The organism is Caloramator proteoclasticus DSM 10124 (assembly GCF_900129265.1).
In the GTDB taxonomy this organism is placed as follows: Bacteria; Bacillota; Clostridia; order Clostridiales; family Caloramatoraceae; genus Thermobrachium; species Thermobrachium proteoclasticum.
Window position 1 is genome coordinate 69,160 of record NZ_FQVG01000003.1, and the last position, 24,237, is coordinate 93,396.

Annotated in this window: 12 protein-coding genes and 1 pseudogene; all 13 read right to left on the reverse strand. The window is 28.3% G+C overall.

The features are described from left to right. Positions 1-17 precede the first annotated feature (17 nt). Positions 18-1,499 carry a DUF1998 domain-containing protein gene (locus BUB63_RS01510; RefSeq protein ID WP_073247712.1) on the reverse strand — a complete coding sequence of 494 codons (1,482 nt, stop codon included), beginning with the start codon at positions 1,497-1,499 and terminating at the stop codon, positions 18-20. Then, a complete protein-coding gene (locus tag BUB63_RS01515) occupies positions 1,457-4,684 on the reverse strand; it encodes a DEAD/DEAH box helicase (protein WP_073247713.1) in 3,228 nt (1,075 codons plus the stop codon). The genes BUB63_RS01510 and BUB63_RS01515 overlap by 43 nt, the downstream gene beginning before the upstream one ends. A 65-nt stretch (positions 4,685-4,749) precedes the next feature. After that, a complete protein-coding gene (locus tag BUB63_RS01520) occupies positions 4,750-7,884 on the reverse strand; it encodes a DNA-directed RNA polymerase subunit alpha C-terminal domain-containing protein (protein WP_073247714.1) in 3,135 nt (1,044 codons plus the stop codon). Positions 7,885-8,428: 544 nt separating this feature from the next. After that, positions 8,429-9,016, reverse strand: coding sequence for a class I SAM-dependent methyltransferase (locus BUB63_RS01525; RefSeq protein ID WP_073247715.1), 588 nt, complete (start codon positions 9,014-9,016; stop codon positions 8,429-8,431). Continuing rightward, positions 9,009-11,531: a DEAD/DEAH box helicase family protein gene (locus BUB63_RS01530; RefSeq protein WP_084106411.1), complete on the reverse strand. Its 2,523-nt coding sequence runs from the start codon at positions 11,529-11,531 to the stop codon at positions 9,009-9,011. Before BUB63_RS01530 ends, BUB63_RS01525 begins: the two co-directional genes overlap by 8 nt. Positions 11,532-11,652: 121 nt before the next feature. Then, positions 11,653-12,996 carry a GntP family permease gene (locus BUB63_RS01535; RefSeq protein ID WP_073247716.1) on the reverse strand — a complete coding sequence of 448 codons (1,344 nt, stop codon included), beginning with the start codon at positions 12,994-12,996 and terminating at the stop codon, positions 11,653-11,655. Between the two features lie 19 nt (positions 12,997-13,015). Further along, positions 13,016-14,149 (reverse strand): glycerate kinase family protein, encoded by a 1,134-nt coding sequence (locus BUB63_RS01540; RefSeq protein ID WP_073247727.1) that lies wholly within the window; start codon positions 14,147-14,149, stop codon positions 13,016-13,018. A gap of 113 nt (positions 14,150-14,262) precedes the next feature. Next, positions 14,263-14,439 (reverse strand): annotated as a pseudogene (locus BUB63_RS14090) (helix-turn-helix domain-containing protein); the annotation flags it as partial. A gap of 15 nt (positions 14,440-14,454) precedes the next feature. Then, positions 14,455-15,417, reverse strand: coding sequence for a CdaR family transcriptional regulator (locus tag BUB63_RS01545; protein ID WP_200790121.1), 963 nt, complete (start codon positions 15,415-15,417; stop codon positions 14,455-14,457). Between the two features lie 106 nt (positions 15,418-15,523). Continuing rightward, positions 15,524-16,210, reverse strand: a complete 687-nt coding sequence (locus tag BUB63_RS01550) for a TIGR00266 family protein (protein WP_073247717.1) — start codon at positions 16,208-16,210, stop codon at positions 15,524-15,526. 76 nt (positions 16,211-16,286) lie between these two features. Continuing rightward, positions 16,287-19,520, reverse strand: a complete 3,234-nt coding sequence (locus tag BUB63_RS01555) for a UvrD-helicase domain-containing protein (protein ID WP_073247718.1) — start codon at positions 19,518-19,520, stop codon at positions 16,287-16,289. Further along, positions 19,517-22,603 carry a PD-(D/E)XK nuclease family protein gene (locus BUB63_RS01560; RefSeq protein WP_073247719.1) on the reverse strand — a complete coding sequence of 1,029 codons (3,087 nt, stop codon included), beginning with the start codon at positions 22,601-22,603 and terminating at the stop codon, positions 19,517-19,519. The genes BUB63_RS01555 and BUB63_RS01560 overlap by 4 nt, the downstream gene beginning before the upstream one ends. A 126-nt stretch (positions 22,604-22,729) precedes the next feature. Then, a complete protein-coding gene (locus BUB63_RS01565; RefSeq protein WP_073247720.1) occupies positions 22,730-24,235 on the reverse strand; it encodes a 5-methylcytosine restriction system specificity protein McrC in 1,506 nt (501 codons plus the stop codon). Positions 24,236-24,237: the final 2 nt, after the last annotated feature.

Consider the following 24,237-nt stretch of genomic DNA (forward strand, 5'->3'; position numbering starts at 1 on the left):
TTTACTATAGTTGGTTTTTATAATATCATTTTTAGAAAATCTATTACATATTTTCTTTTTAGTTTATCATGATGTTTTTGGTTATAATAACCTCTTAGGCAAGAATAACATGAGGAATCTCTATCGTCGCCTCCACAACTACAGTTTTCCATAAGTCTTAAAGTCTCAACTAAAACTCCTTCAAAAATTTTTTCATCATTAATTCTTCTAACATGTCCAGCACCCCCAGGCGTTTTATCATATAAAACTAATTCAAAATTAGGCCTTGAAGTCACTTCATTATAAAAATATTGTAAACATCCTGAAATATCGTTTTCCTCTATATTTAAGTAGCTTGAAGTTCCTCTTAAGACTCCATACAATACAGAAAGAGCAATATCCCATTCTACTAAATCAGGATTTATGAATCTAATCTGAACAACGTCAGTTTCAAATCTATAACCTAATGAAAATCTTTTTAATCTATTACTTCCATCATTTTTACATGTAAAACCTGTTGAAGTTTTGTGCTTTTCTATTATTGTTTTTGAAAACTTTTTGTCATTCAGTACAGCATAACCACAATATTCACAAATATAGAAATTTGATTCATTTAAAACAGCCATCTCATCTCCTTGACTCATTCCTATTTGAAAACTTCCTCTTCCTATTTTAAAATTTTCAAAATTTATATCCTTCCTATATCCAACATAAGCTGTCTCTCCTTTATAGCTTCTTTCAGGTTTTTTAAGACCAGGTTTTCTAATCTTGTCTCCATCAGCTTCAAAACCAAATTGAGGTACTAAAAATACCTTTTTCATTTTATCTTCTAAAGATTTTCCACATACTTTACAATTTTTAAGTTTTGAAGAATCATCAGAAGTATATACTTCTATGTTTAAAGTATTACAATCACACATTACATATTCATATTGTTTCCAATTCATATTGGGTATTTTTCGTATATATCTACTTGTTATTAACTTTCCATTTGCGACTATTTGTGAATCCGGAGCATATTCTGAAATAGCTATAGATAAGTCACGTTGTAGTTGAAGCCCAAGTTTAGTTTTATTTTTTTTATCTACTATAGACATTTCAACTGTATCAACAGGGAAACCATACTTAGGAAGCACATTTTTTCGTGACAAAAATGATAAAATATCCTCATTTTTATAAACTCTCACTCTTTCTCTTAAATTATCAACTCTACCATTAGATTCAAGTGCTTTATTTATCGCTTCATTAAGAGTATTAACTTCATATTCATATTCTAATTTTGCCTTTGTTAAAACACCTTCATTATTCTTTTCATCTCCTAAAAGCCCAACTATCCAACCATAACTTTCTATTTTAAACCTTTTAGCAAGTTCATTAGGTAAAAAAGCCTTTAAATAATTTTTTAAATCCTGTGGATGAGAGTTTAAATATTCACTAAACACATCATATCCACTTCTTTTATTTTCAAACTCTTCATTCATAGAAGATGCATTTGAGAAATATTCAGGATATTTTTCCAAAAGAAACCTAACGCGGATGCATAAAGATGCCTTATAGCTATCTTTTCATTTTCAATTTTAAATTTAGGAGGGCTTATGGTTCCCTTTATCATTTTCTCTGGAGTAACAAAAAAAGTAAAATCATGTGAGCTTTTATTGCAAAAAGTAATTGCATATGCACAAGAATGCTTACTTCTTCCTGCACGTCCTGCTCTTTGTGCATAATTAGATGGTGATGGAGGCATATTCCTCATGAAAACTGTTTCAAGTGTTCCAACATCAACTCCCATCTCAAAAGTAGTTGAACAACTTAAAACATCAATTTCTTTATTTTTAAATTTTCTTTGATATTCATATGCCATCTCTTTGCTAAGTTGTGCAGTATGTTCAACTACTCTAAGCTCTTTTATATCAAGTTGATTATATATATTATAATAATGATTGTTCTTTAGATATTCATTAATATCTATTTCTACAAGTTCTCCATCACATTTAAAAGAAGGACAAACATTAAAAGCATTGTGAATAGTTATTCTTTTGCATTTTGAACATATGTACCACTTTGAAGGACGGTTTATCAATATCTTTTCACAATCTATTTTATATCCACCATCTGAGGATTTAAGGTAAAATGTGCTAAATAATTTCCATAGTCCTTCAAGAAGATGTCTAACTTCATCATCTAACAAATCAAAACCTGCTTTTTTAAGTACTTTTGAAAGATAATCAAAACGTTTGTTGTATTTTAATGGTACAAAGGAACGTTTAAAATTTTTATTATCATTATCTGATAATGTATAACTCCATTCTATACGATTATATGTAAAATATTCTTTATCAAAACTATTTAAGTTGGCTTCATAATAAATAGCACAATCTGTCATCATTCCAAGTGCAAATACATTACATATAGTTTCAACATCTTTTGCCGAAAGATTATATCTTTTATTTTCTTTAAATTCACCAGATAAACAAATACCTATTAATCCCAAGCTGTTCAAAGATGTATTACCATTATTATCAACAAGTTCTAAAAGACCTGCTTTCCAAGCTTCTTTCTTTATTAAATCTACATTATTTGATGCAATTTTATATTTTTCAAAATTGCTTATTAATTCATCAATAAAGATATTAAATGTTTTACCTCTTTTTGAATAATTACTATCTTTTAAAGTTTCAATTATAAGTCTTTTGTACAATATATTTCTATAAGTTTGATCAAGATAACTTGAAAAGAAAGCAGCAGCCTGTCTATTATCTGAAAAAGCAATAAATTGCTTTGCTAAATTTGTCTTAGTAATGTTTACAATTGTATGATTAAATCCAAACCCTGTATCATCTTCCTCTTCTATTATTTCCTGTTTTATAGAATAAGAAGGAAGTTCTTCAAATAATGCCGTACCAATAACACTTGTTACAGCCTCTTGTCCAGTAAAAAACATTCTAAGTACACCTGTTGAATTAGTATTTTCACAATTTGGGCATTTAGTAAGCCTTTTTGAATCATTTTTTATTTCAATTTTAAAAACTTTAACATAATATTTTGAATCATGTTCACAACAATTTTCTTTTTTAGCACCTATTCTATTTAATCTACCACACCTTGAACATAGATTATATTCTTCAAATTCTAGTCCTTCATTTTCTAATGAATGTTCTTCATCATCATTAGAAATACTATCTGAAAGCAAAAATACATATTCCATTTCTTCGTTTGCAAAATTTGATTGAACTAAGTAATCATTTTCATCCTTTTTACCAATAATATATATAGAATGACAATAAGAACAAGTTGCAATTTCAAAAACCCTATATTCTTCTTTACCCTCAAAATGTTTTTCTTTTCTTGTTAAAAATAATTTTGAACTTGGCTTTAAAGTTATAAATACACTATCTGTAGCCCTTAAAAACATATGATATCTTGCATCTAATAACCTTTCGAAGTTTTTCTCACATTTAGAAGCAACAGTTATAAAGTTTTGAACATCCTCCTCACTCCATTTCATATATTGAGCAATATCTGAAACCGTCTTTGGTATATCTAAAAAACTTCTCATAGCCCAATAATTTTTATCGTGTACGACAATATCATAAAGTAACTCCTCTATTTTTTCATTTCGCTCTATATCAATAGAATTACAAATAAAATCTATGATTTTGTTATCAGATTCTCCATTATTTAAAAGTTTCACCACTTCATTATAAAAGTTTGGATTAATCTCTCTATATGAATCTTCAACTTCTATTTTTATTCTCTTTGCTCTTATAATATTATCTTTGTCAAAATTACTATCACATAAATTTGACGCAAATTCAGCAACTTCTATATTATCCTTTTCACCTCCAAGTGTTGCACTTGTTAAAATATATCTTATATCATCTTTTTTTAATTTTGCTTTTAATCTTCTTAAAAGCATAGAAACCTCAATGCCTGTAGAACCTCTATAAACATGAGCTTCATCTAATATAATAAATTTCCAATTATCCGAATATTCACCATCAAAAAATACATTATCATCTGGTCTAACCATTAAATATTCAAGCATAGCATAATTAGTTATTAATATATTAGGAGGATTTTTTTTCATCTGTTCCCTTGAAATTAGCTCATTTTTATAGGGCTTTTTACCATCATTTAATTTTTGATATTCAACAAGTGCATCTTCATATTTTTCCTTTGTTTGTCCTGTATAACATCCATAAGTAATATTAGTATCCTTTAATAATTCTCTTAACCTTTCTATTTGATCATTCGCTAATGCGTTCATAGGATATATAATAAGTGCACGAACTCCAGAACTTAATTGTCCAATTTCTTCTTGACACAACAAATAATTAAGTACTGGTATCAAAAAGCTTTCTGTTTTACCTGAACCTGTACCAGTTGACACAACTATATTTTTTTCATTAATGACCTTTAATATAGCTTCTTCTTGATGTTTATATAATGGTCTTGTAAGTGGCATATTAACTTTTTTAAATCCCCTTGATAATATTCCATCATTTATAAGTTCATTTATTGATTTACCTTTTACAAATGAAGCTGAAATTTCTATATAAGGTCCTTTAGCAAAGGATTTTTCATCATAAAGGGCTTTTTCAAATTGATCTGAATAAGTTTTATCGTTTATTTGAAAAATAGTTTTTAAATATCTAATATACTTATCAACTATTGTCTTAGAAGCACTAACTGGTAAAAATGACAATTTTCCCATCCCCCTTGTTTTGTATTAATTTTATAACTTTTGTATTTCAAATTTAGTTTTCCTCTTTATTTATTTTGTTTGTTATATTTTAAATGATCTACTTTTATTCCTATTCTTCTCATTGCTGTTATAATTTCCAAAATTGCATTTTTATCTAAGTTTTTTATCATTAATAAGTCATTGTAAGTCATTTTTTCAATAGTGTTAGCAGTTTTAATATGTGCCGATTTAAGGATGTTATATGTATTCGTACTAAGTCCCAATTTTTCAATTGGAATTAAATCTATATCATCATTTTTAAAACTATTATATTTTGAAAAATTAACTATATCCTCTTTTAACATAGGTATAGAATCTGTAAAGTCTACTATAAAAACATAATCCTCAGGATAAAGGCTTGTATATCTTCTATACTTAACTGAACCTTTTAATCCTTTTTCCTCTTCTTTAACTATTATGTTCTTAAAATTATCCAGTAAAAATTCAACATACTCATATCCATCATAAAATGTAAGATAGACAAACTTAATTTTATTTAAATCGTAAAAATTAACTTTAACATTATAATTAATTGGACTCTTATTTTGAAAATCTACCAAAAGTACTCCAGCGTAATTATTATCATCTATTTTCTTCAAATCATTTATTACATATCTACAGCTCAAATTTATTTCAAATAAACTATTTTCTCCTTTTTTTATCCCTTTTATTTCCAAACTTTTCCCTGATAAATCATATGGATTTATTATCTCTTCATAAAATCTATCAACATATAAATAGTTACTTATACCAAATCCTGTGTCATCTTCCTCATCTTCATATATAGTTAATTCATATTTACCACTTAATAACTTTTGTTTTATCGAAAAAGTACCGTTTATAATTGGAAGTTTACTTGCAATTGGTTCTGATGTTTTAGTATAAACTATATCTACATAGTAATTTGCATTTCCTATTATTTTAAAATTTCCAATAAGCTCATTTTCAGTGAAATTACCCTTTAGTATATGATCCGCTACAACACTTTTGGTTATTACATTTAAAAACTCTATTCGATATCCATCAAATTCAATAAATATACTTCTTTTTATTTTTTCCCTTCCAAACCAAGATTTAAAAACTGATATATCGCATACAAAAACTCCATCTTTGGATTTTAAATAGCTTTTTGCCTGTTCAACTACTTTTTCCTCATTTCCTATATTTTCATCTAAGCTAAATTTCATTTTATCAAAAGGACCTTTTATGTATATTTTTGATGGAAATTCACTATGCCAAATATCCAACATTTTTTCAATATTCCATATATTATTGTCTAAGCTCCATTTTAAAACAGGAACTTTAAAAAACAATTTAATATTCTCATTATTAAATTCATATAAAAAATCAATATAATCTTTATTAGAATTTATTTCAAAATTAAACGAATTGTCATCTCGATTTTTTTCGGTAGTTATATCATTAGAAATAATTTTTAAATTTTCATTAAATACAATTGTTGCTTTAGTTTTAAATATGTAAGGAGCATCTTCAAAACTATATTCAATTCCATTAATTAGTGCAAATCTCCAATATCTGTTTGTCCTATCATTTGGAACATCAATAAACACCTCATATACTCCATCCTTTATACAACCATAATCTTTTAAATTTATAATATATCCAACCTCATTACTTCCATCATTCAAATCAACTTTTATTGCTATTTCATCAAACATCCTATTGTTTTTTCCGTTAATATTTATTATTGTTCCTTTTGCTCTATTTTCTTGAATTTTTATTAATATAACAGGTGGAGATTTATATATGGGTAATATCTCATTATTATATTCTGCATAGCAATCTTTTAAAGAATTTCTATATAAAAGACCTTCTTCTATTTTTTTATCTATAGATATAACTTTCCCATCAGGAAGTCTTACATAATCACCCAAACTAAAATTAAAACACGTTCTTAAAAGATTTCCTATAATTTCGTTATCTAATATTGCTTCTGATATAGGTATTTCATCTTTTTTTGTAAATGAATACACATCTTCCCCTTTTGGTAGATTAGAATTAGTATTTAATAGATTTCCATCTTTATCAAAAAATCTAATACAATGAGATTTTAGTTTAAAACACCTAATACTTTTTTCATCGTTTAAAAGTTCTACTATAAATTCATCAAATATTTCTAATGGATTAATATCTATAAACATTTCCTGTGTTTTATTTCCTGTTACTGCTTCATAAGTATATGTATCAACAATAATATTTTTATTAGACGTATTAATTTTCCATTTAATTTCGCCTTCATTTTCAAATTTTATAAGTTGTGATGGAAGAATCAGTTTAAACTTAGTGTTTTTTAAATCACATTTTAAATAAGGTGATGAAAAACTTTTCTTCTTTGAAAATGATAAATTGTATTGGTTTCTTTTAATCTTAAAATCTTCACTATTCTCTTGCCATTTGTTGAAAAGTATAGACATTCTACTGACTGGATTAATTGGTGTAACCTGATCATAAAAACACTTATCTATTAGTTTAAGTAGTCTTCTTATTCTAATTTTTCCTCCACGTTTATTAGCTATTATTGCATTAGCTGTTTGTTTTACTAGAAGATATGTTCTTCCTGTGTTATCGTTTCTTTGAATAATTTCTATAAGATTATTCATCATCTCTTTATTATTACGGCTAAGATCCCTTTCTAAATCAATATCATAATATTTGAACAAAAAATTAAACATATCATTTGCATAATAATCAGATACAAATCCATGCATTAAGATATTTTTTACTTTTTCATTTTCATCAATTATAACCTTATTATACCTTTTTAATGTATTTATAAATGAATCTCCTATCCATCCTTGAAAATTTATTGTCAACTTATCAACAGAAAGTATCTTCGCGACATGAGGCCAAAAGCTTCCATCATAATACTTAATACCTATATATACAAGTGCTGTTGCAAAGAGAGGATCAATAATTGAGTGTGATGCTGAATTTTCTATTATTTTACATTTATTTCTAAAGTCTTCAATTAGAATCTCATATTCACTATCGTTTATTATTATATCTCCAATAAGTTTTTTAATTTTAAACTCCTTTAAAATGCGTTTTTCAAGTTTTTCTCTAATAATATTTTGATTATTATTTTTTTCATTATCTATTATCGAGCTATTAAAATTACCTATAGAATTATCAAACTTCACTTTAACATCTCCTTAAATTTATTTCTTTCATTTATTTAATATTTCTACATTAAAATTTATATTCCTTCAAATTTTCCAAAAAATCAAAATTAGACAGGTATTCTAATTAAAAACCTGTCACAACTATTAGCAATGGGCATTTATATTAAAATACACATAAGGTAACATAAACTTGGATTCTGCAAGTGATACCGAATCCAAGTTCAAATTATTTTAACTTTATTCATTGTTATTATAATTCTTATTATTGTATTGGGTGGATCCACCTCTATATTTAATGAATAATAATAACTTAGTAAATGAAAAAAGGACGTTAATATTAGATTTTCGTCCTTTTCTAATTTATTTTTATTTATAAAAACACTATTTCTAATAATTATCTTTATTTATATTTTCCCAAAATATCATATACAATTTAATTGTTTTGTTTTTAAAAAAGTTTTTTAAAATATACTTTAAAACAATATTTAAAAATAAATCCCTAAACTTTTTTAAAGATAATTCTTTAAAAATTGCTTTATTATTTAGATACTTTTTAATTCTTCTATATCTTTTTTAATATTACACTAAACCACTTTTCACTCTCTCTACCTTGTCTTACATCTGTTGTAATTAATGTTTCACTTAAAATAAAATATCTATGTCTTTCTATTAGCTCTCTAAATGACTTCTCTTCATAAAAATTAAAAAACCTACCATTTCTAAATTCCTCTTTATCTCCATACTTAAAGGATGCAAATAAAATACCATTTGGTTTTAAAGCCCTTGAGATTTTGTATAATATATCGTCTATCTCTTTCCTTGATACGTGTAGTAAAGAAGCACAAGCCCAAATAGCATCAAACTCATTTTCATAATCCAATTCGTTAAAAGTTTTATGTACTGTTTTTCTACCTGTTAACTCACTTGATAATCTAACCATTTCTATTGACGCGTCTAATGCAACTACATCATAACCATTATCCAAAAAATGCTTTGCATCTCTCCCAGAGCCGCATCCTAAATCAAGTATCTTGGCTCCTTTTTCTAAATATTTTAGAAAAAAATCATATAGCTTCTGCATATCCACATCCTTGGTATTAATATAAAAATCTAATGCATTTTTATTGTAATATTCTATTGTTTCATTCATTTTTAAATCTCTCCTTATAATATCTAATTGTTCTATAATCTACTGCATCCTTAAAATGTTTAATAAATGCTTTATTATCTAAATAAACATTTAAGTCATCAACCAAGCAAAAGTATTCTCCATCCCTATAGAAAAATTCTGGATTTGTTTTTGCTAAAAATTTTTCTGGATTTTCTCTTGAAAGCTTTAAATACTCCTTCTTCCCCCAACTTTTATAATTTGCTGTACCTTTATCCTTAAGCATATCAACAGCATTTGAGGGATTAGAATAAAAATCTTTAAAACTTTTATATATATCCTCATCAGACAGTTTTAATTTTATATTGCCATTATTATAAAAAGCAAGAAGTACTGGCATTTTATAACTTTTTGACATTGATGTTTTTTCTATAAAATTTATAAATTTATGTGCAAGTGTACCATAAATTTTTTCTTCATCTTCATCAAGTTCATTATTTTTATGTAGAAACTCAATATAATCATTTAGTATATTTATTTTAGAAGCTTTTTTCATATTAGAATATATTGCATCATCAATGTATTTATAAAAATCGTGTCTCAATGGCTTATACCCTAAAAATTCCTTTATTCTCAAGTATTCATTAAGAATTATCTCTTCGATACCCATCAAATCATTAGCCTGCTTTTTAAAAATATCTATTATTCTAAAATCAAAATCTACAATACATCCATCTGGAAAATCTTCTTCCTTAACAACATATTTACTTTTTCTTATTCTTTCTATGTCATAGTCTGAACCACTTAAGAAAAATGGAATTAAATTTGCCTTTTTATAGTTTCCTATAAAATCTAAAACAGTTAAATAATTTTTATTCTTTGATTTTCTTAAACCTCTCCCCAATTGCTGTAAAAACACAGTCGGAGACTCTGTAGGTCTTAGAAACATTACCATATCAATATCAGGTATGTCTACTCCTTCATTAAACATATCAACAACAAAAATAACCTTTATTTCTCCTTCTTTTAATTTTTCTATTGCCTTATCTCTTTCCAACGAAAAGTCTCCCTTTTCACCACTATACACAGCACAGGACTTTATTTTATTTTCATTAAAGTATTCTGCCATATATTCAGCGTGTCTTTTTGAGGAACAGAAGGCTATTGTCCTCTGTTTATCAAATTTTAAGTAGTTTTTTAATATCAAATCAGCCCTTTTATTTAACATTAAAACTTCTTCTAACTTTTCTTCGTTATATTTTCCATTTATAACTGGAATATTTGAAAAGTCTGTTTCATCATATATGCCATAATAATGAAAAGGAACAAGATACCCTTTGTTTATTGCATCCTTTAACCTTAATTCATAAACAACATTATAGTCACATAGTTCAAATATATCCTTATTATCCAGTCTCTCTGGTGTTGCTGTAAGACCTAATAAGAATTTAGGTTCAAAATATTTAATTATATTCATATACCTTGAAGATACAGCGTGATGAAATTCATCTATTACAATATAATCAAAGAAATTTTTATCAAAATACTCATCACTTAAATATTCTTCTTTACCAAGTGTTTGAACAGATGCAAATAATATCTCGCAATCTAAATCCTTAACTTCAGCATTAAAAAATCCTATTTTATCCTTCGTCCTAACATTTTTAAAGGACTCAGCGGCTTGTTTCAATATTTCTTCTCTATGTGCAACAAATAATACCCTTTTAAATTCTAAAGAATCAAAAGCAGCTAAATATGTTTTTCCTATACCCGTTGCAGCTACAACAAGTCCCTTGTTAAATCCCTCTAATCTACTTCTTTTTAGTTCATACAAAGCTTCTATCTGTACACCTTTAGGTCTAAAAAGATTAATTACATTTTTGTCCTTTTTATTTTCATCAAAAATGAGCTTTGGCTTTTTCCATTCTATACTATATTTTTTTAATAAGTCATCATCCACCCTCAAAGAATTCTCTTCAAATATTCTAAAAAATTCACTTTTAAATTCTTGAAAATCCTCTGGATTTGTTGTTTTTTCTATCCTATAATTCCATTCTACACCCATTGTTAATGCTGATTCTGACAAGTTAGATGAACCTATAAATATATCTCCCCCATTATTATAATCAAAAATATATGCCTTAGGATGAAACGATATATTTTCTTCCTTATAAAATCTTATATCAGCATAGTCCCCTAACCTGTCTTTTAAAAGATATATTGCTGATGGTTGTGTTATATTTAAATATCTACCTGTTATTATTCTAATTTTTGCTCCTCTATTTTTCGCAAAAATTAAATCATCTAAAATAAGTCTAACCCCTGATTCCATTAAGAATGATACAATAATATTTATTTCATTGGCTCTACCAAATGCTTTTTTAAGTTCTGTTAAAAAAACATCACTACAACCTGTAAAACATTTTTTTAAATCTATTCCCTGATTTAATTGAAGCCTTTTATACAATTCTTCAATTTTTCTATATACATCCCCTATATCTTTATATTCTATATCCTTCAATCCTCTGTTTAGTAATTCTAACTTTTCAACACCCATAATTATCTGCCTTTCTTTTGTTTTATAATTATATTTTCTTCTTTTTTATAGAAAATCCTTTATAAAAAATTATATTTTATCATAATAAATGTTTCAAGGCAGCCTTGCGGCTGCCTATCCATTACAACAATATTAATGATGCAATATAAACTGATATTATTGTTACTATACCCATAAGTAGAGTTGCAACTGTTTGTGTCTTGTAGGCTGTTTTTACATCCATTCCACCAAATTGAGATACAACCCAGAAGTAGCTGTCATTTGCGTGGCTTACAGTCATTGCACCTGCTCCTATTGCCATAACCACAAGAACTCTTGCAACTTCAGAAGTAAATCCGAGTGTTGGAAGTAGTGGGAGCATAAGTGCTGATGTTGTTAAAAGTGAAACTGTTGATGAACCTTGTGCTGTCTTTATTGCCGCTGCAATTATAAATGGAAGGATTATACCTATGTTTAGGCCTGCTAATGTTTGTCCTAAATATTCGCCTACCTTTATCTCTTTTATAACATTTCCAAGTGAACCACCTGCAGCTGTTATTATTAAAATCATTGCTGAATCCTTCATAGCCTCCTGTATCCATTTGTTCTTTGTTTCCTTATCTACATTTGGTATCAACAAGAAGGCAAAGAACATACCAAATAATAGTGCATTAACAGGAGTTCCAAGGAAAACAAATAGTTTAAATATAAGTCCTTTGCCAAATGGATCTCCTGGAAACTTTGCGATTGAACCTAATGCCATTAAAATTATTGGAACAACTATTGGTGCGAAGGATTTCCAAGCACTTGGGAGCTTGCCATAGTTTTTCATAACCTCTTCATAGCTAACATCATCTGTAATATTTGAACTATATTTTGATGCAACCTTATTAGCATACACATTACCTACAATTAATGCAGGAATAGAAAGAATAAGACCAAAAACAATAACAAGAAGAATATTAGTTAGCTCTAAATTTGAAGCTGCTGCAATTGGTCCTGGTGTTGGTGGAACTAAAACGTGTGTTGCATATAAACCTGTGGAAAGTGCAATTGACATAGCAACTAAAGAGGTCTTTGTCTTTTTAGCAAGTGCCTTATTAAGTGGGGTTAAAATTACAAAACCACTATCACAGAATACAGGAATTGAAACAATATAACCTATAATGCTCATTGCTAAAGTTGGCCTCTTTTCTCCAACAAGCTTTATAACTGTCTCTGCCATTTTAATTGCCGCACCTGATTTTTCAAGTATTGTTCCAATTATTACACCAGCTATAATCACTATACCTATATTTGTTAAGGTATTTCCAAACCCCTGTGTAATTATTGTTGTGATTTTATCGTAGGGTAGTTTTGCAGCAAAGGCAAGTAAATAAGAAGCAAATATAAGAGCTAAAAATGGATTTAGTTTAAACTTTGAAGTTGTAACTACTATAAAAACAATGGCAAGTAAAAGAACAAATACTAAATATGGACCTGACATAAATCCCCCTCCTTATATTTTAAGCCTTAAAGGCTTTTATACACCTAAATACCCTCTCTGAAATATTTTGAATTAAAACTGGTGCCTCCTTAACAGCATCATCTAATACCATTGGCTTATCTAAAATAGAAAATACACTTGTAACCCCCATATCATACAGTGCATCAACATCCTCAACCGCCCCTGCAATAACAATTAAAGGTTTGTTATACTTTTTGCAGAGCTTTGATACACCATATATTGTTTTGCCATAGGCTGTTTGGGAATCTACCTTGCCTTCTCCTGATACAACAATATCTGCTTCCTTTACCTTTTCTTCAAGGTTTAAAACATCCATAACTATATCAACACCGCTTTTTAATTTTGCATTTAAAAAGGCAAGAAGTCCTGCACCAAGTCCACCTGCTGCCCCTGAACCAGGGTAGTTTATTATCTCTTTATTGAATGTATTTTCAAGTAGCATTCCAAAATGGCTCAAATTTTTCTCAAGTATTTCAACTACTTCCTCAGATGCTCCCTTTTGAGGCCCATATACTCTGCTGGCACCATTTTCACCAATCAGAGGATTTTTTACATCACAGGCAACAATAAATTCACTTTCAAATATCCTTTTATCTATTTTAGATGTATCTATATAACATACCTTCCCAAGCTCTCCTCCGCCAAATCCTACTTCATTGCCAAGCGAGTCGAAAAATTTTACTCCAAGTGCCATTGCCATACCAGCACCTGCATCGTTTGTAGCACTTCCACCAATGCCGATTATAAATTTTCTGCACCCTTTATCTAATGCATCTAAAATCAGTTGACCTGTTCCATAGGTTGTTGTAAAAAGTGGATTTCTTTCATATTCCTTTAAAAGATAAAGTCCCGATGCTGCGGCCATTTCTATAACTGCTGTCTTGCCATCACCTAATATTCCGTAAAAGCTTAGTATTTGCCTATAAATAGGATCTCTTACAATAGTTTTTATTATATTTCCTCCTGTGGCATCTACTAATGATTCAACAGTCCCCTCTCCTCCATCTGCCATTGGGACATTTTCTATATCTACATCATTAAAAACCTTTTTTATTCCTATCTCTATGTTTTTACATACTTCCATTGCTGAAAGACTTCCCTTAAATTTGTCTGGAGCAATTAATACCCTCATATAACCACCACCTATATTAATTCTATTACTCTTTATAAGACTATAAAATGTAAAAATTATATAATTTTTTAAGGATTTAAAATTTATTTTTTGTACCAAAAAAACAAATATCCCTATGAGTGGGATATTTGTTTTAAAGCTATATAAAAATATATTTTCATACATTCGAAGGGATCCTTTATATTTACATTGCACATTTTTTCTATTTTGTCGAGTCTATATTTTATTGTATTTGTATGCACATAAAGCCTTGCTGCCGTTTCCTTTATATTCATACCTGTTTCAAAATAGACCTTTAGTGTGTTTTATAGTTCTACATTTTTGTTTAAATCAAAACAGTTTGTTTTAAGTTCATTTATGTATAGCTTTTTTATATATTCTGGAACATCATCTAACATTATATAAAGTAATGAATCCTTATAGTATAATATTTCTTCATTTAATATTCTTCCTATTTTAATTAGCTTATTTGCTATATTAAATGATATAGAATAATCCTCTATATCTTGACATTCTTTTCCTATACCAATATTAAACTTAAGTTTGTATTTTTCATATATTTCCTTTTGGATACTTCTACTTAAATCTAATGGATTTTCATTTTGGGTTATTATTACAAACCTATCCTCTGAGATATTGTAAATTATATCTTTTTTCGAAAGCTTTAATTTAATATCATCTATAATACTCTGCTTAATTTGTTGTACGTCAAATTCATTAAGAGAATTTGCGTTAATATAACTATTAAAGGTTATTATATCAAGTACAATAATGTATCTTTTTGTTTTTAAATTAAAACCTACAATTTCTGCTCTATGTTTTAAAACAGAAAGCTCCTCCTTCTCAAAGGTCTGCTTTTTAAAGAGCTCCTTTGTAAAGTTTTCGATAGCTCTTGATTGAAAGGTTTGAAATTTGTTGTTTTCATATTCTTGAACCATAAGTTCTACAAGCTCTTTTATAATCTTACCAAAACCTAATACCTCATTAGGTTCTCCTGTAATTCCAACAACGCCGATAACATCATCGTTGTTAAATATAGGGATGTTTATTCCTTTTTTACTTCCTTTATATAAATGTTTATTATCATCGCATATTATTACTTCCTTTTTAAAAGTTGCAGCCTCCCTGGCACCTTCGTGAAGGGTTCCAATTCTTTCCTCATCACCCGACGCAATTATTATTCCATTTATATCCATTATATTTATATTTTTACCCAATATATACATTAATCTATTTACTATCTTTTGGTAATCTTCCTTGGAAAGCATTATTGTTCCCCCTCTAAAAAATAAATAGTAAAATAAGGCGGTAATATTTGCCTTATTCTACTATTATAATATAATCCCCTTTGAAATTGTGTAAATTTTTTAAAAATTAATCATTACGCTTAACTGGTATATAAGGTATTATCTCTCTTGCAAGGTTTTGAATTGGTAGTGATTGTAATATAACCTTGCCTGGGCCTCTTAATTCTGTTAGGAATAGTCCTTCTCCTCCAAAGAATACATTTTTAAAGCCCTTTACTGTTACAATATCATAGCTAACGGATGGTTCAAAGGCTGCAACGTGACCTGTATCAACCTTTAGGATTTCACCTGGGGCAAGGTTGTATTCAACTGCCTCTCCATCTATTTCAAGGAAGCAAATACCCGGTCCTGTTATTTTTTGTAGAATAAAGCCTTCTCCTCCAAAGAAACCTGCTCCAAGCCTTTTGTTGAATATAACATCAAGATTTATAGAGCTTTCTCCACACAAAAATGCGTGCTTTTGACAAATTATTGACTGCCCTGGTGATAGGTTTAAAGGAACAATTTTCCCGGGAAATGATGACGAAAAAGCTATTTCTGTGTTGTCTCTTTTGCTTGTATATCTTGTCAAAAATACTGATTCACCACCAAAGGCACGAGCAATTCCCTTAAAAAGTCCACCTTCCATATTAGTTGACATATCAATGCCATCGCTCATCCAGGACATTCCGCCAGATTCTGTTATTATTGTTTCTCCCCTATCTAAGTTTAAAATTACAACTGGCAAGCCTTCACCTATAACCCTATATCTCATAATTTCCACCTCATTAATATTTATTAATTTTATTCTACTAAAATTATCTTTTAATATGGTAAAAATATGGTTAATTTTATTCGCAGATAAATCTATAATTACATAGGTAGCATTTTTCACATCTGTCGTAATTATTTAATTCCCTGTTTGTTTCCATAAAGTTAAATACTTCTACAATATCATTTATACCATTTTGTATATCTTCATCCTTTATATCCATTTCTATATATTCACCTGTATCAAGTAGATATAGATACATCTTCTCAATATCTATATTGTATATTTTGTCTACTGCAAATCTATAGGCAATAAATTGATGAAGGTAATGATTTTTTATTCTCTCTTTATCCTCTTCGCTATTAACCTTGTTTGTTTTGTAGTCGATAACAACTGCCTTTTTAGTATCACCAATTTGATATATGTCTAATCTATCAATTATTCCCATTAAGATAATATCTGTATTTGGTAGAGGTACTCTAAAGTTAAACTCTTGATGGGAGAATAACTTTTCTCCATTTATTTTTATACTTTTTTCTATTTTTTCATAGTTTTGTACCATTGTTTTTATTTTTTCTTTTTGTTCATTTGAAATTTCGTATAACTCTCTATTTATCCTATCTTCAATATCTACTTTATAACCCTTTGATACATCCTCAAGGATGCTGTGAACAAATTTTCCAACCTCTGCTGCGTTTATGTTTTTTACTATTTCTGCTTCATTTTGTTCATCTTCATCTTCTTTTTTATTTAAAAAATCAATATCCAATAAGCCTTCGTCTATTTTTGCAACATATCTAAAGAAGTATCTTCTTGGGCAATCCTTATATAGCATATACCTTGATATGCTGAATATTGATTTTGGTATGTAATCAATTTTTGTGTTGATATTTTCTAAAGCATTATTAATATCAAAGATGTCTTCTTCATAATTATTTTCTTCTTTTTCCTTTTTATAGTCCTTAAATGTACTTGTTTCTTCAACATACCTCTCAAAATTTATTCCACAATCTACCAAATAATTTATCAATGTTTTTTCGCTTTTTTTCCTAACTGCACTTAAGGACAAATATCTTATTGCCCTTGTTACACCAACATAAAATATTCTTATTTCTTCCTTCTTTTCTTCCTCTTTTCGTTTTTCTTCCACATATTTGTATAAACCATCCTTTTTTATTGCATCGTGGTTTATTACTATACCATATCTTCCCTTTTCATCATTAAATTTATCATAAACAAACCTATTCCTATTGCTTTTTTCAATTTGATAATCAAGGGAAGGAATAAATACCGCCTCAAATTCAAGTCCCTTTGATGCGTGTATTGTCATTATCTTTACTGCATTGCTGTTTTCTGTATCTAAAAAGGCCTGCCCCTCTTTTTGGGATACTTCTATTAGGTTTTCTAAATAATCAACAAACTCAATTGATGAATAGATTCCCTTTCTATCAAACTCCTCTGCAATCTCTAAAAACTTTTCAAAGTTTCTATACTTTTGTACTCCATCCTCCTGAAGAAGAAGTATCTCCTTTATTTTTAGTTCCTTATCTAACTTCTTTAAGAAACTTGATACACTGTATAAAGGAGCCTCTTCCTTAAGTTCAAAGAGCCTTTTTACCTTGTCATTATAATTTTGTGCTGAGCTTATATATTTATTTTCATTTATTATATTATATACATCTAATACCTCATTATCTGAAAGTCCCACAAAGGGGCTTCTTAATACACCAAGAAGAGAGAGCTTATCCTCATATCTATATATAAACCTTATTATGTTTATTAAATCCCTAATCTCCTGTCTTTCAAAATATCCTATTCCTCCAAGAATTGTATAGGGTATCTGCCTCTTCTTTAGTGAGTTTTCAAATTCCAATACTCCACTTCTTCCTCTAAATAAAATTGCGATGTCCTTATATTCTATTCCCTTTTCTTTTAATTCTAATATTTTTTCTGCAACGTATTCTGCTTCATTTCTCCTCTTTTCATCTTTGTCCTCTTTTTCTAAAAAAAACTTAAGCTCTTCTACTTCTACCCTTCTTTCCTTTAGCTGTTTTGTATCAAAATTTGTTTTCTCTTCCGTTTCTAATATACAAAAATCAAAACCTGCCTCACCCTTTACACCATTTGAAACATTTGAAGGTTCATAGGCATCCATTAAATTTTCAAACATATTATTTATAATATCAACAATTTTGTCGTGGCTTCTGTAGTTTGTTGAAAGGTTTAGCTTTTCTCCACCTGAATTTTTAATTTTATCTGTAACATCCTCAAATACTTTATAATTTGCACCTCTAAAAAGATAAATTGACTGCTTTATATCTCCAACAACAAATAGTTTACCATCTTTTATTTTATTTCCTTCTTCTGTTAGGTAGCTTAATATCTTTAGTTGAACATCGTTTGTATCCTGAAACTCATCCACAAGATAGTATTTATATCTTTCCTTTATCCTATTTCTAACTTCCTCCACTTCAAGTATCTGAAGGGTATATTTTTCAAGGTCATTAAAATCTAATACTCCAAGACTTTTCTTTTCTTCTGAATACCTTCTATCTAAAGCCTCCACCATCTCCATAACAAGATGGATTATTTTTTGTAGTTTTTCTAAATCTTCTTCATTTATATTTGATTTCTTTCCCTTCTTTTTCTCATTTTCTTTAGGATTAAGTTCGTTAAACCTATTTATATTATTCTCTGTAAATTTCTTTGCCTCCTCTATGCTGTCTCCCTTTGTCTTTATTTCTTTATATAAATGCTTTACATCCTCTATTATTTTCTTTTTACTTAAATAATCAACCCCTAAAATTTCTGCAACCGTTTCAAATTTATCTCTATATTCAGAGTTATTTACAAACTCATCAAGTACTTCATCGGCTATTCTGTTAAGTAAAGTTAATGTATCAACCTCTTCAACAATTTTATACATAGGCTCAATGCCAACAATATAATAATTTTCCTTTACAAGCGTATCGCAGAAGCTGTGAAAGGTTGATATGTTGGCAAGAGGCAGTTCTTCTTTTATTTTTCTTAAAGCGTCTCTTTTTTTGCTGTCCTTTTCCTGCTCTATAAACTTATTTACTAAATCTATAACCCTCTCCTTCATCTCAAGGGCTGCCTTTTTAGTAAAAGTTATTGCAACAATATCGTCAACATTGGCACCCCCCTCAAGAAGAAGCCTTAAAAACCTTCTTGTTAAAACCCTTGTCTTACCAGAACCTGCCCCAGCGTGTAGTGCAATGTTTTTACTTATATCAAGGGCTCTTGCCTGTTCATCATTAACCCCATACACATTCTTTATATATTCTATGTTCATATTTCCACCTCACATTTATTTAAGAGCCTTAATTTATTGTATCTGCAGACATCTTCATAATCACAGCTTAAATTAAAGGCACTTTGTACTTCACATATCTTAGGAAGCGTAAATACTGCCCTTTTGATTTTTTCTATACTTTCTTTAATGTAGTTTTGGGTTATGTGGGTTATAACGACATCAAAGTTTTCCTTTGCAACAGTTGTTCTATTCCAAGCTTTTTTGCTAACTATTTCAAAGTCATTATTATGCTCTTCTATGATAATACCGCTTAGCTTTTTCTTGTTTTCATCTAAAGTTTTATTTATATCATAATATAACAATCCAACACATTCTGGCTTTATTTCTAATTCCTCTTCTAAAATACTGTTTACTACATAATAGTACAGCACCACCTGTATAGCCTCTCCCTTTAACATATCTCCTAAGGACTTTGCATTAGATATCTTGTAGTCCTGTATTATATATCTTCCTGTTGGTTTGTCTCCATTATACTCCATATCAACTCTATCTATTCTTCCCTTTATCTTTATTCCTTCAATTAAGTTATCTAATTCGAACTCCTTTTCTATAAGATATGGTCTAAATTTGATTTCATTTTTATATTTCACATCAACATCAATAAAGCCCTTTATGTTTTCAAGAAGCTGTTCCCTTGTTATATCTGTATAGTTATCCTCTAATACCAAACCAAAGTTTTTAAAGGCTTCCTTTGTAAGTTCTTCTATTTTATCCTCCTTATATTCAAGTTCTTTTTCTATATAATCCTTATAGTAGTTTTCAAGCACATAGTGATATATGTTTCCAAAGTTTAAATTTGAATAAACATCATCTTCCCATTTTCTTATGTTAAGTACATCCTCTATAAAATACCTAAATGGACATTTGTTATAGGACATAATCTTAGAGGCACTAAATACATCCCTCCTATTGCTGTCCTTCATTTTATTTATATCAACAAGTCCATCATACTCTGTAAACTTATCGTCATTTCTCTTTTCCTCTACCTGAATTGCTATGTCTAAATAGTCTAATCCACCCTCTTTAATTCTACTGTCCTTTGTTATGCAGTATCTTTTAACAAGCTCTTCTCTGCTGTAGATTCTATTTAGGCTAAACCTGTCCCTCATAGTTCTAACTTTTCTTTCCTCAAAATTTTTGTGAAGTCCCAGTTTATATATAACCTCATCTAAAAATTGTGATTTTGAAATATAAGAACCGTCCTCACCAGATGTTCTATAGGATAAAAATAGTCCTTCCTTGGATGATGCTATTGATAATATAAACCTTATCTTTTCCTTCTCCATCTCAAATATGCTGCTTCCAAAGTTTACACCCTTCTTATAAATTATCTCCTTTTCTCTTGTTGTATATATGCCTGCTGCCTTTGATATTTTAGGGAATTTTCCTTCATTTAGCCCCATTATAAATACATAGCCATAGCTTGTTCCTCTTATTAAATCTGGAGTTAAAACCTTGACACCATAACTCTTTTTAGGGCTTAAAGTAACTGTGGTAGTAGTTATATTTTCATCTAATATATCTAAAAACTCTGTATAATCTATTTTTGAAGTTTGATATTTATATACTTCACCAAGATTATTTAACATTTCAATAAAACCAAACAGAGACTTTAGGTCGCGTAGCATTATATCCTGTGATATTTTACCATTTCCTTTGTTATACAGACACACTATTCTCTTTTTTATACCAAATTCATCTAAAATATCTACTACTGACCTTTTATACTCTTCAAAACTTGCATTATACTTTATTTTTGAAAGTTTCTCATCTATCATATTTTCAAATTTAATATAGCTTTGTCTTAATTTTGATATTTTTTCTGTATATTCCCTCTGCTGTTCTTCATCTTCATTTTTAACCTTAAATTCCTCTGGAAGTCTTTCAAGGAAAGCAGATGTATCTTTACCTATAAAATATCTCTCTAAAACTCTTAAAACATCATTTCTTTCAGGAATAGATAGATATGGACTTGTTGCTATATCCTCTAAAAGATTTTTATTATATCTTTCATTTTTAAGTCGAAGCAGTGCCATTATAGTTTTTATAAATGGTATTTTAGAGAGAAGTTCTGTATCACTTAAGGAGATGTGAATTCCATATTCATTGAATATTTCAAGCAGTATATCCTCATATTCCTCCCTATCTGGAACTATTACTGCTATTTTATCAAGTTCAATTTTTCTTTCTTTATATAGTTCTTTTATATTTGAAGCCACCTGCCTTACCTCATCCTCAATGCAGGGTGCATCAAGTATTTTAACATCAAAGGTCTCATCTAAAGCTCTGTCGGTAAATAGTGTTTCGGCAAGGTATCTGTATTTTGTATTTAAAAAATCATCATCACTAATTTCAAACTTTAATTCCTTTGCAAATCCTAAAGCTTCTTTTTCTGCAAAATTAAGCACATAAGGGACATTTAGAGGAATATGGTATATAAACTCAATTTCACTAAAATTATTTTTTATTGCCTCAAGTAGTTTCTTCTCGCTTTTAAATATATCTATGTATCCATCAATAATAAATAGAGATACATTTTCAAAATATGTAGTTTTATCTACATTTTCTACTGCAATCTTTATTATATCGTCCATATCTATGAGGTTTAATGAGGCTAATTTTTCTTGATATGCTGTATATATTGTTATTAAATCCTCTGTTTTTCTTTTTAATACTTCATCTCCTATGGAGTTTATAATATTTTTAAATTCATCTATATTCATATATTCCCTTTTTAAACTTCTTATTGCATTAAGTGCATTTACTGCAAATCCCTTTTTATCATAAACTTTAGAGAAATATTTAATCTTTTTTTCTCCAAGCTCCTTTAGTATTTCTTCAACAAGCACAAGAGAAGCCTCATAGGTGATTAATTCAGAACTGCCTAAATGATTTTTAGAAATCCTTCTTGATAAGTCATCAAAGGTTATAACATCTACATTGTATAAGCAACCTGCCCTTTTTAAAATTTCACCTCTAACGAATTCTATAAGCTCTCTTGTTGGTGCAAGATATATAACCCTTTTGTTGTTTTTTATTTCATTTACAATTTTATCAAACAAGATATCACCCCAATAATTTGGTAATTTTTCAAGTTAATTATATTTTATTTCTATATTTTTAAAAAAGCAATATAAAAACATAAATAAATGTTGGGGGAATACCCCAACATATTAAATGTAAGTATATTATTGATTTTTATCTTCTTTTTTAATTTCCATTTTGTTTTGTATTCTTTCTATAACTTCTCTTATATTATTTTCAAATTCTTTCTTCCAATCGTCAGGATTAGTTCCATCATCGTATTTAGGAACTTTTAAAGGAAATATGTAAAAATGCTTACCACCATTATAATTAAAATAATATCCATTAAAATCGCTATTATCTTTATAAGGGAAAATTACTCCTCCCCATTGTGCATCTAGTAAATATACATAATTTGTTATTTGCCTGTAATCATCAATTATATATTCCATATTTAACTCCGAAATAAACTTTTCCCAACCTATTTTATATTTTGCATCTAACACATATTTTTTATCTTCTTTTTGTATTACATAATCTGGTTTTAAAATAAATTGTTCTGGTTTCCCTTTTAATTCTAATTTAATTTCATATTGATATTCTACATTTGTATTTTCGTTTTTAATTTTACTTAAAACAATGTTTTTCAAAAACTCTTCCCACAACTTACTAATGTTTACCATAACCCCAATAATATCTGATGAATTTCCATCAAAGAAGGATATACCTTTATTCTTAATTATCAATAAACAAATCCTTCTTAAATGTTCATAACTGTGGTAATATGGATGAGTTATCTTTCTTGAACATTTGTGAATCAATGCTTGTACATTTTCACTTTTATAATTTGGTGCTACTTCTTTAATTGCACAAATTGCTTCATAGGCTTTAGAATTTTTATCTTTAAATGCAAATATTTCATTTGGATATCTTTTATTTAAAATATCATAGGCATGTAAAATTAAGTGCATTATTTCATTATCATGTGTAAGTTCTCTTTTGTTATATGCAATTTTACCATTGAATGGTATGTTGTATTTAATGTGTCTATTAATATCAACAACACCCTTGACTTTAGAATCATTATATTCAAATCTTTTATATTTATTAAACAGTCCACTTGTATATGCCTTTTCCAATTGATATGTAAAGGCAAATATCAAAAGCCAATCCCAAATTGAGTCATTTTCGTCTGACTTAGGATTAAAATTTTCATATTTTTTATTATAATTTTTATTATAATTAGAAATACTTGAAAGTATGTACCTTAAAAAAAACTGTTTATCACACTTATCAAATCTTGAGCCTATTTCAACTGTAACATCATAATCTTCTTCTAATTTTACAATTTTCCTCAAAACACCAATATAACCTTTTGTTCTTAATTCTCCTGTATCTAAATTTATATCCATTATATTTAAAGAAATCTTTTTACCATAACTTATGTATATATCATATTCATCTTCTTCATTTTGCTTATCATTATTTTTTGATTCAACATTCTCTGCAAATTTACATAATAGCTTAAAATATTTGTCTTCTTCTTTGTCTTCTTTGTTAAATTTATATTTTTCTTTTATTTCAACACATTGTTCATTTTTTATGATTTTTCCATTTTCTTCATTTTTAGATCCACTGTAATCTGAAAATCTAAATATTACTTTTTGCATAA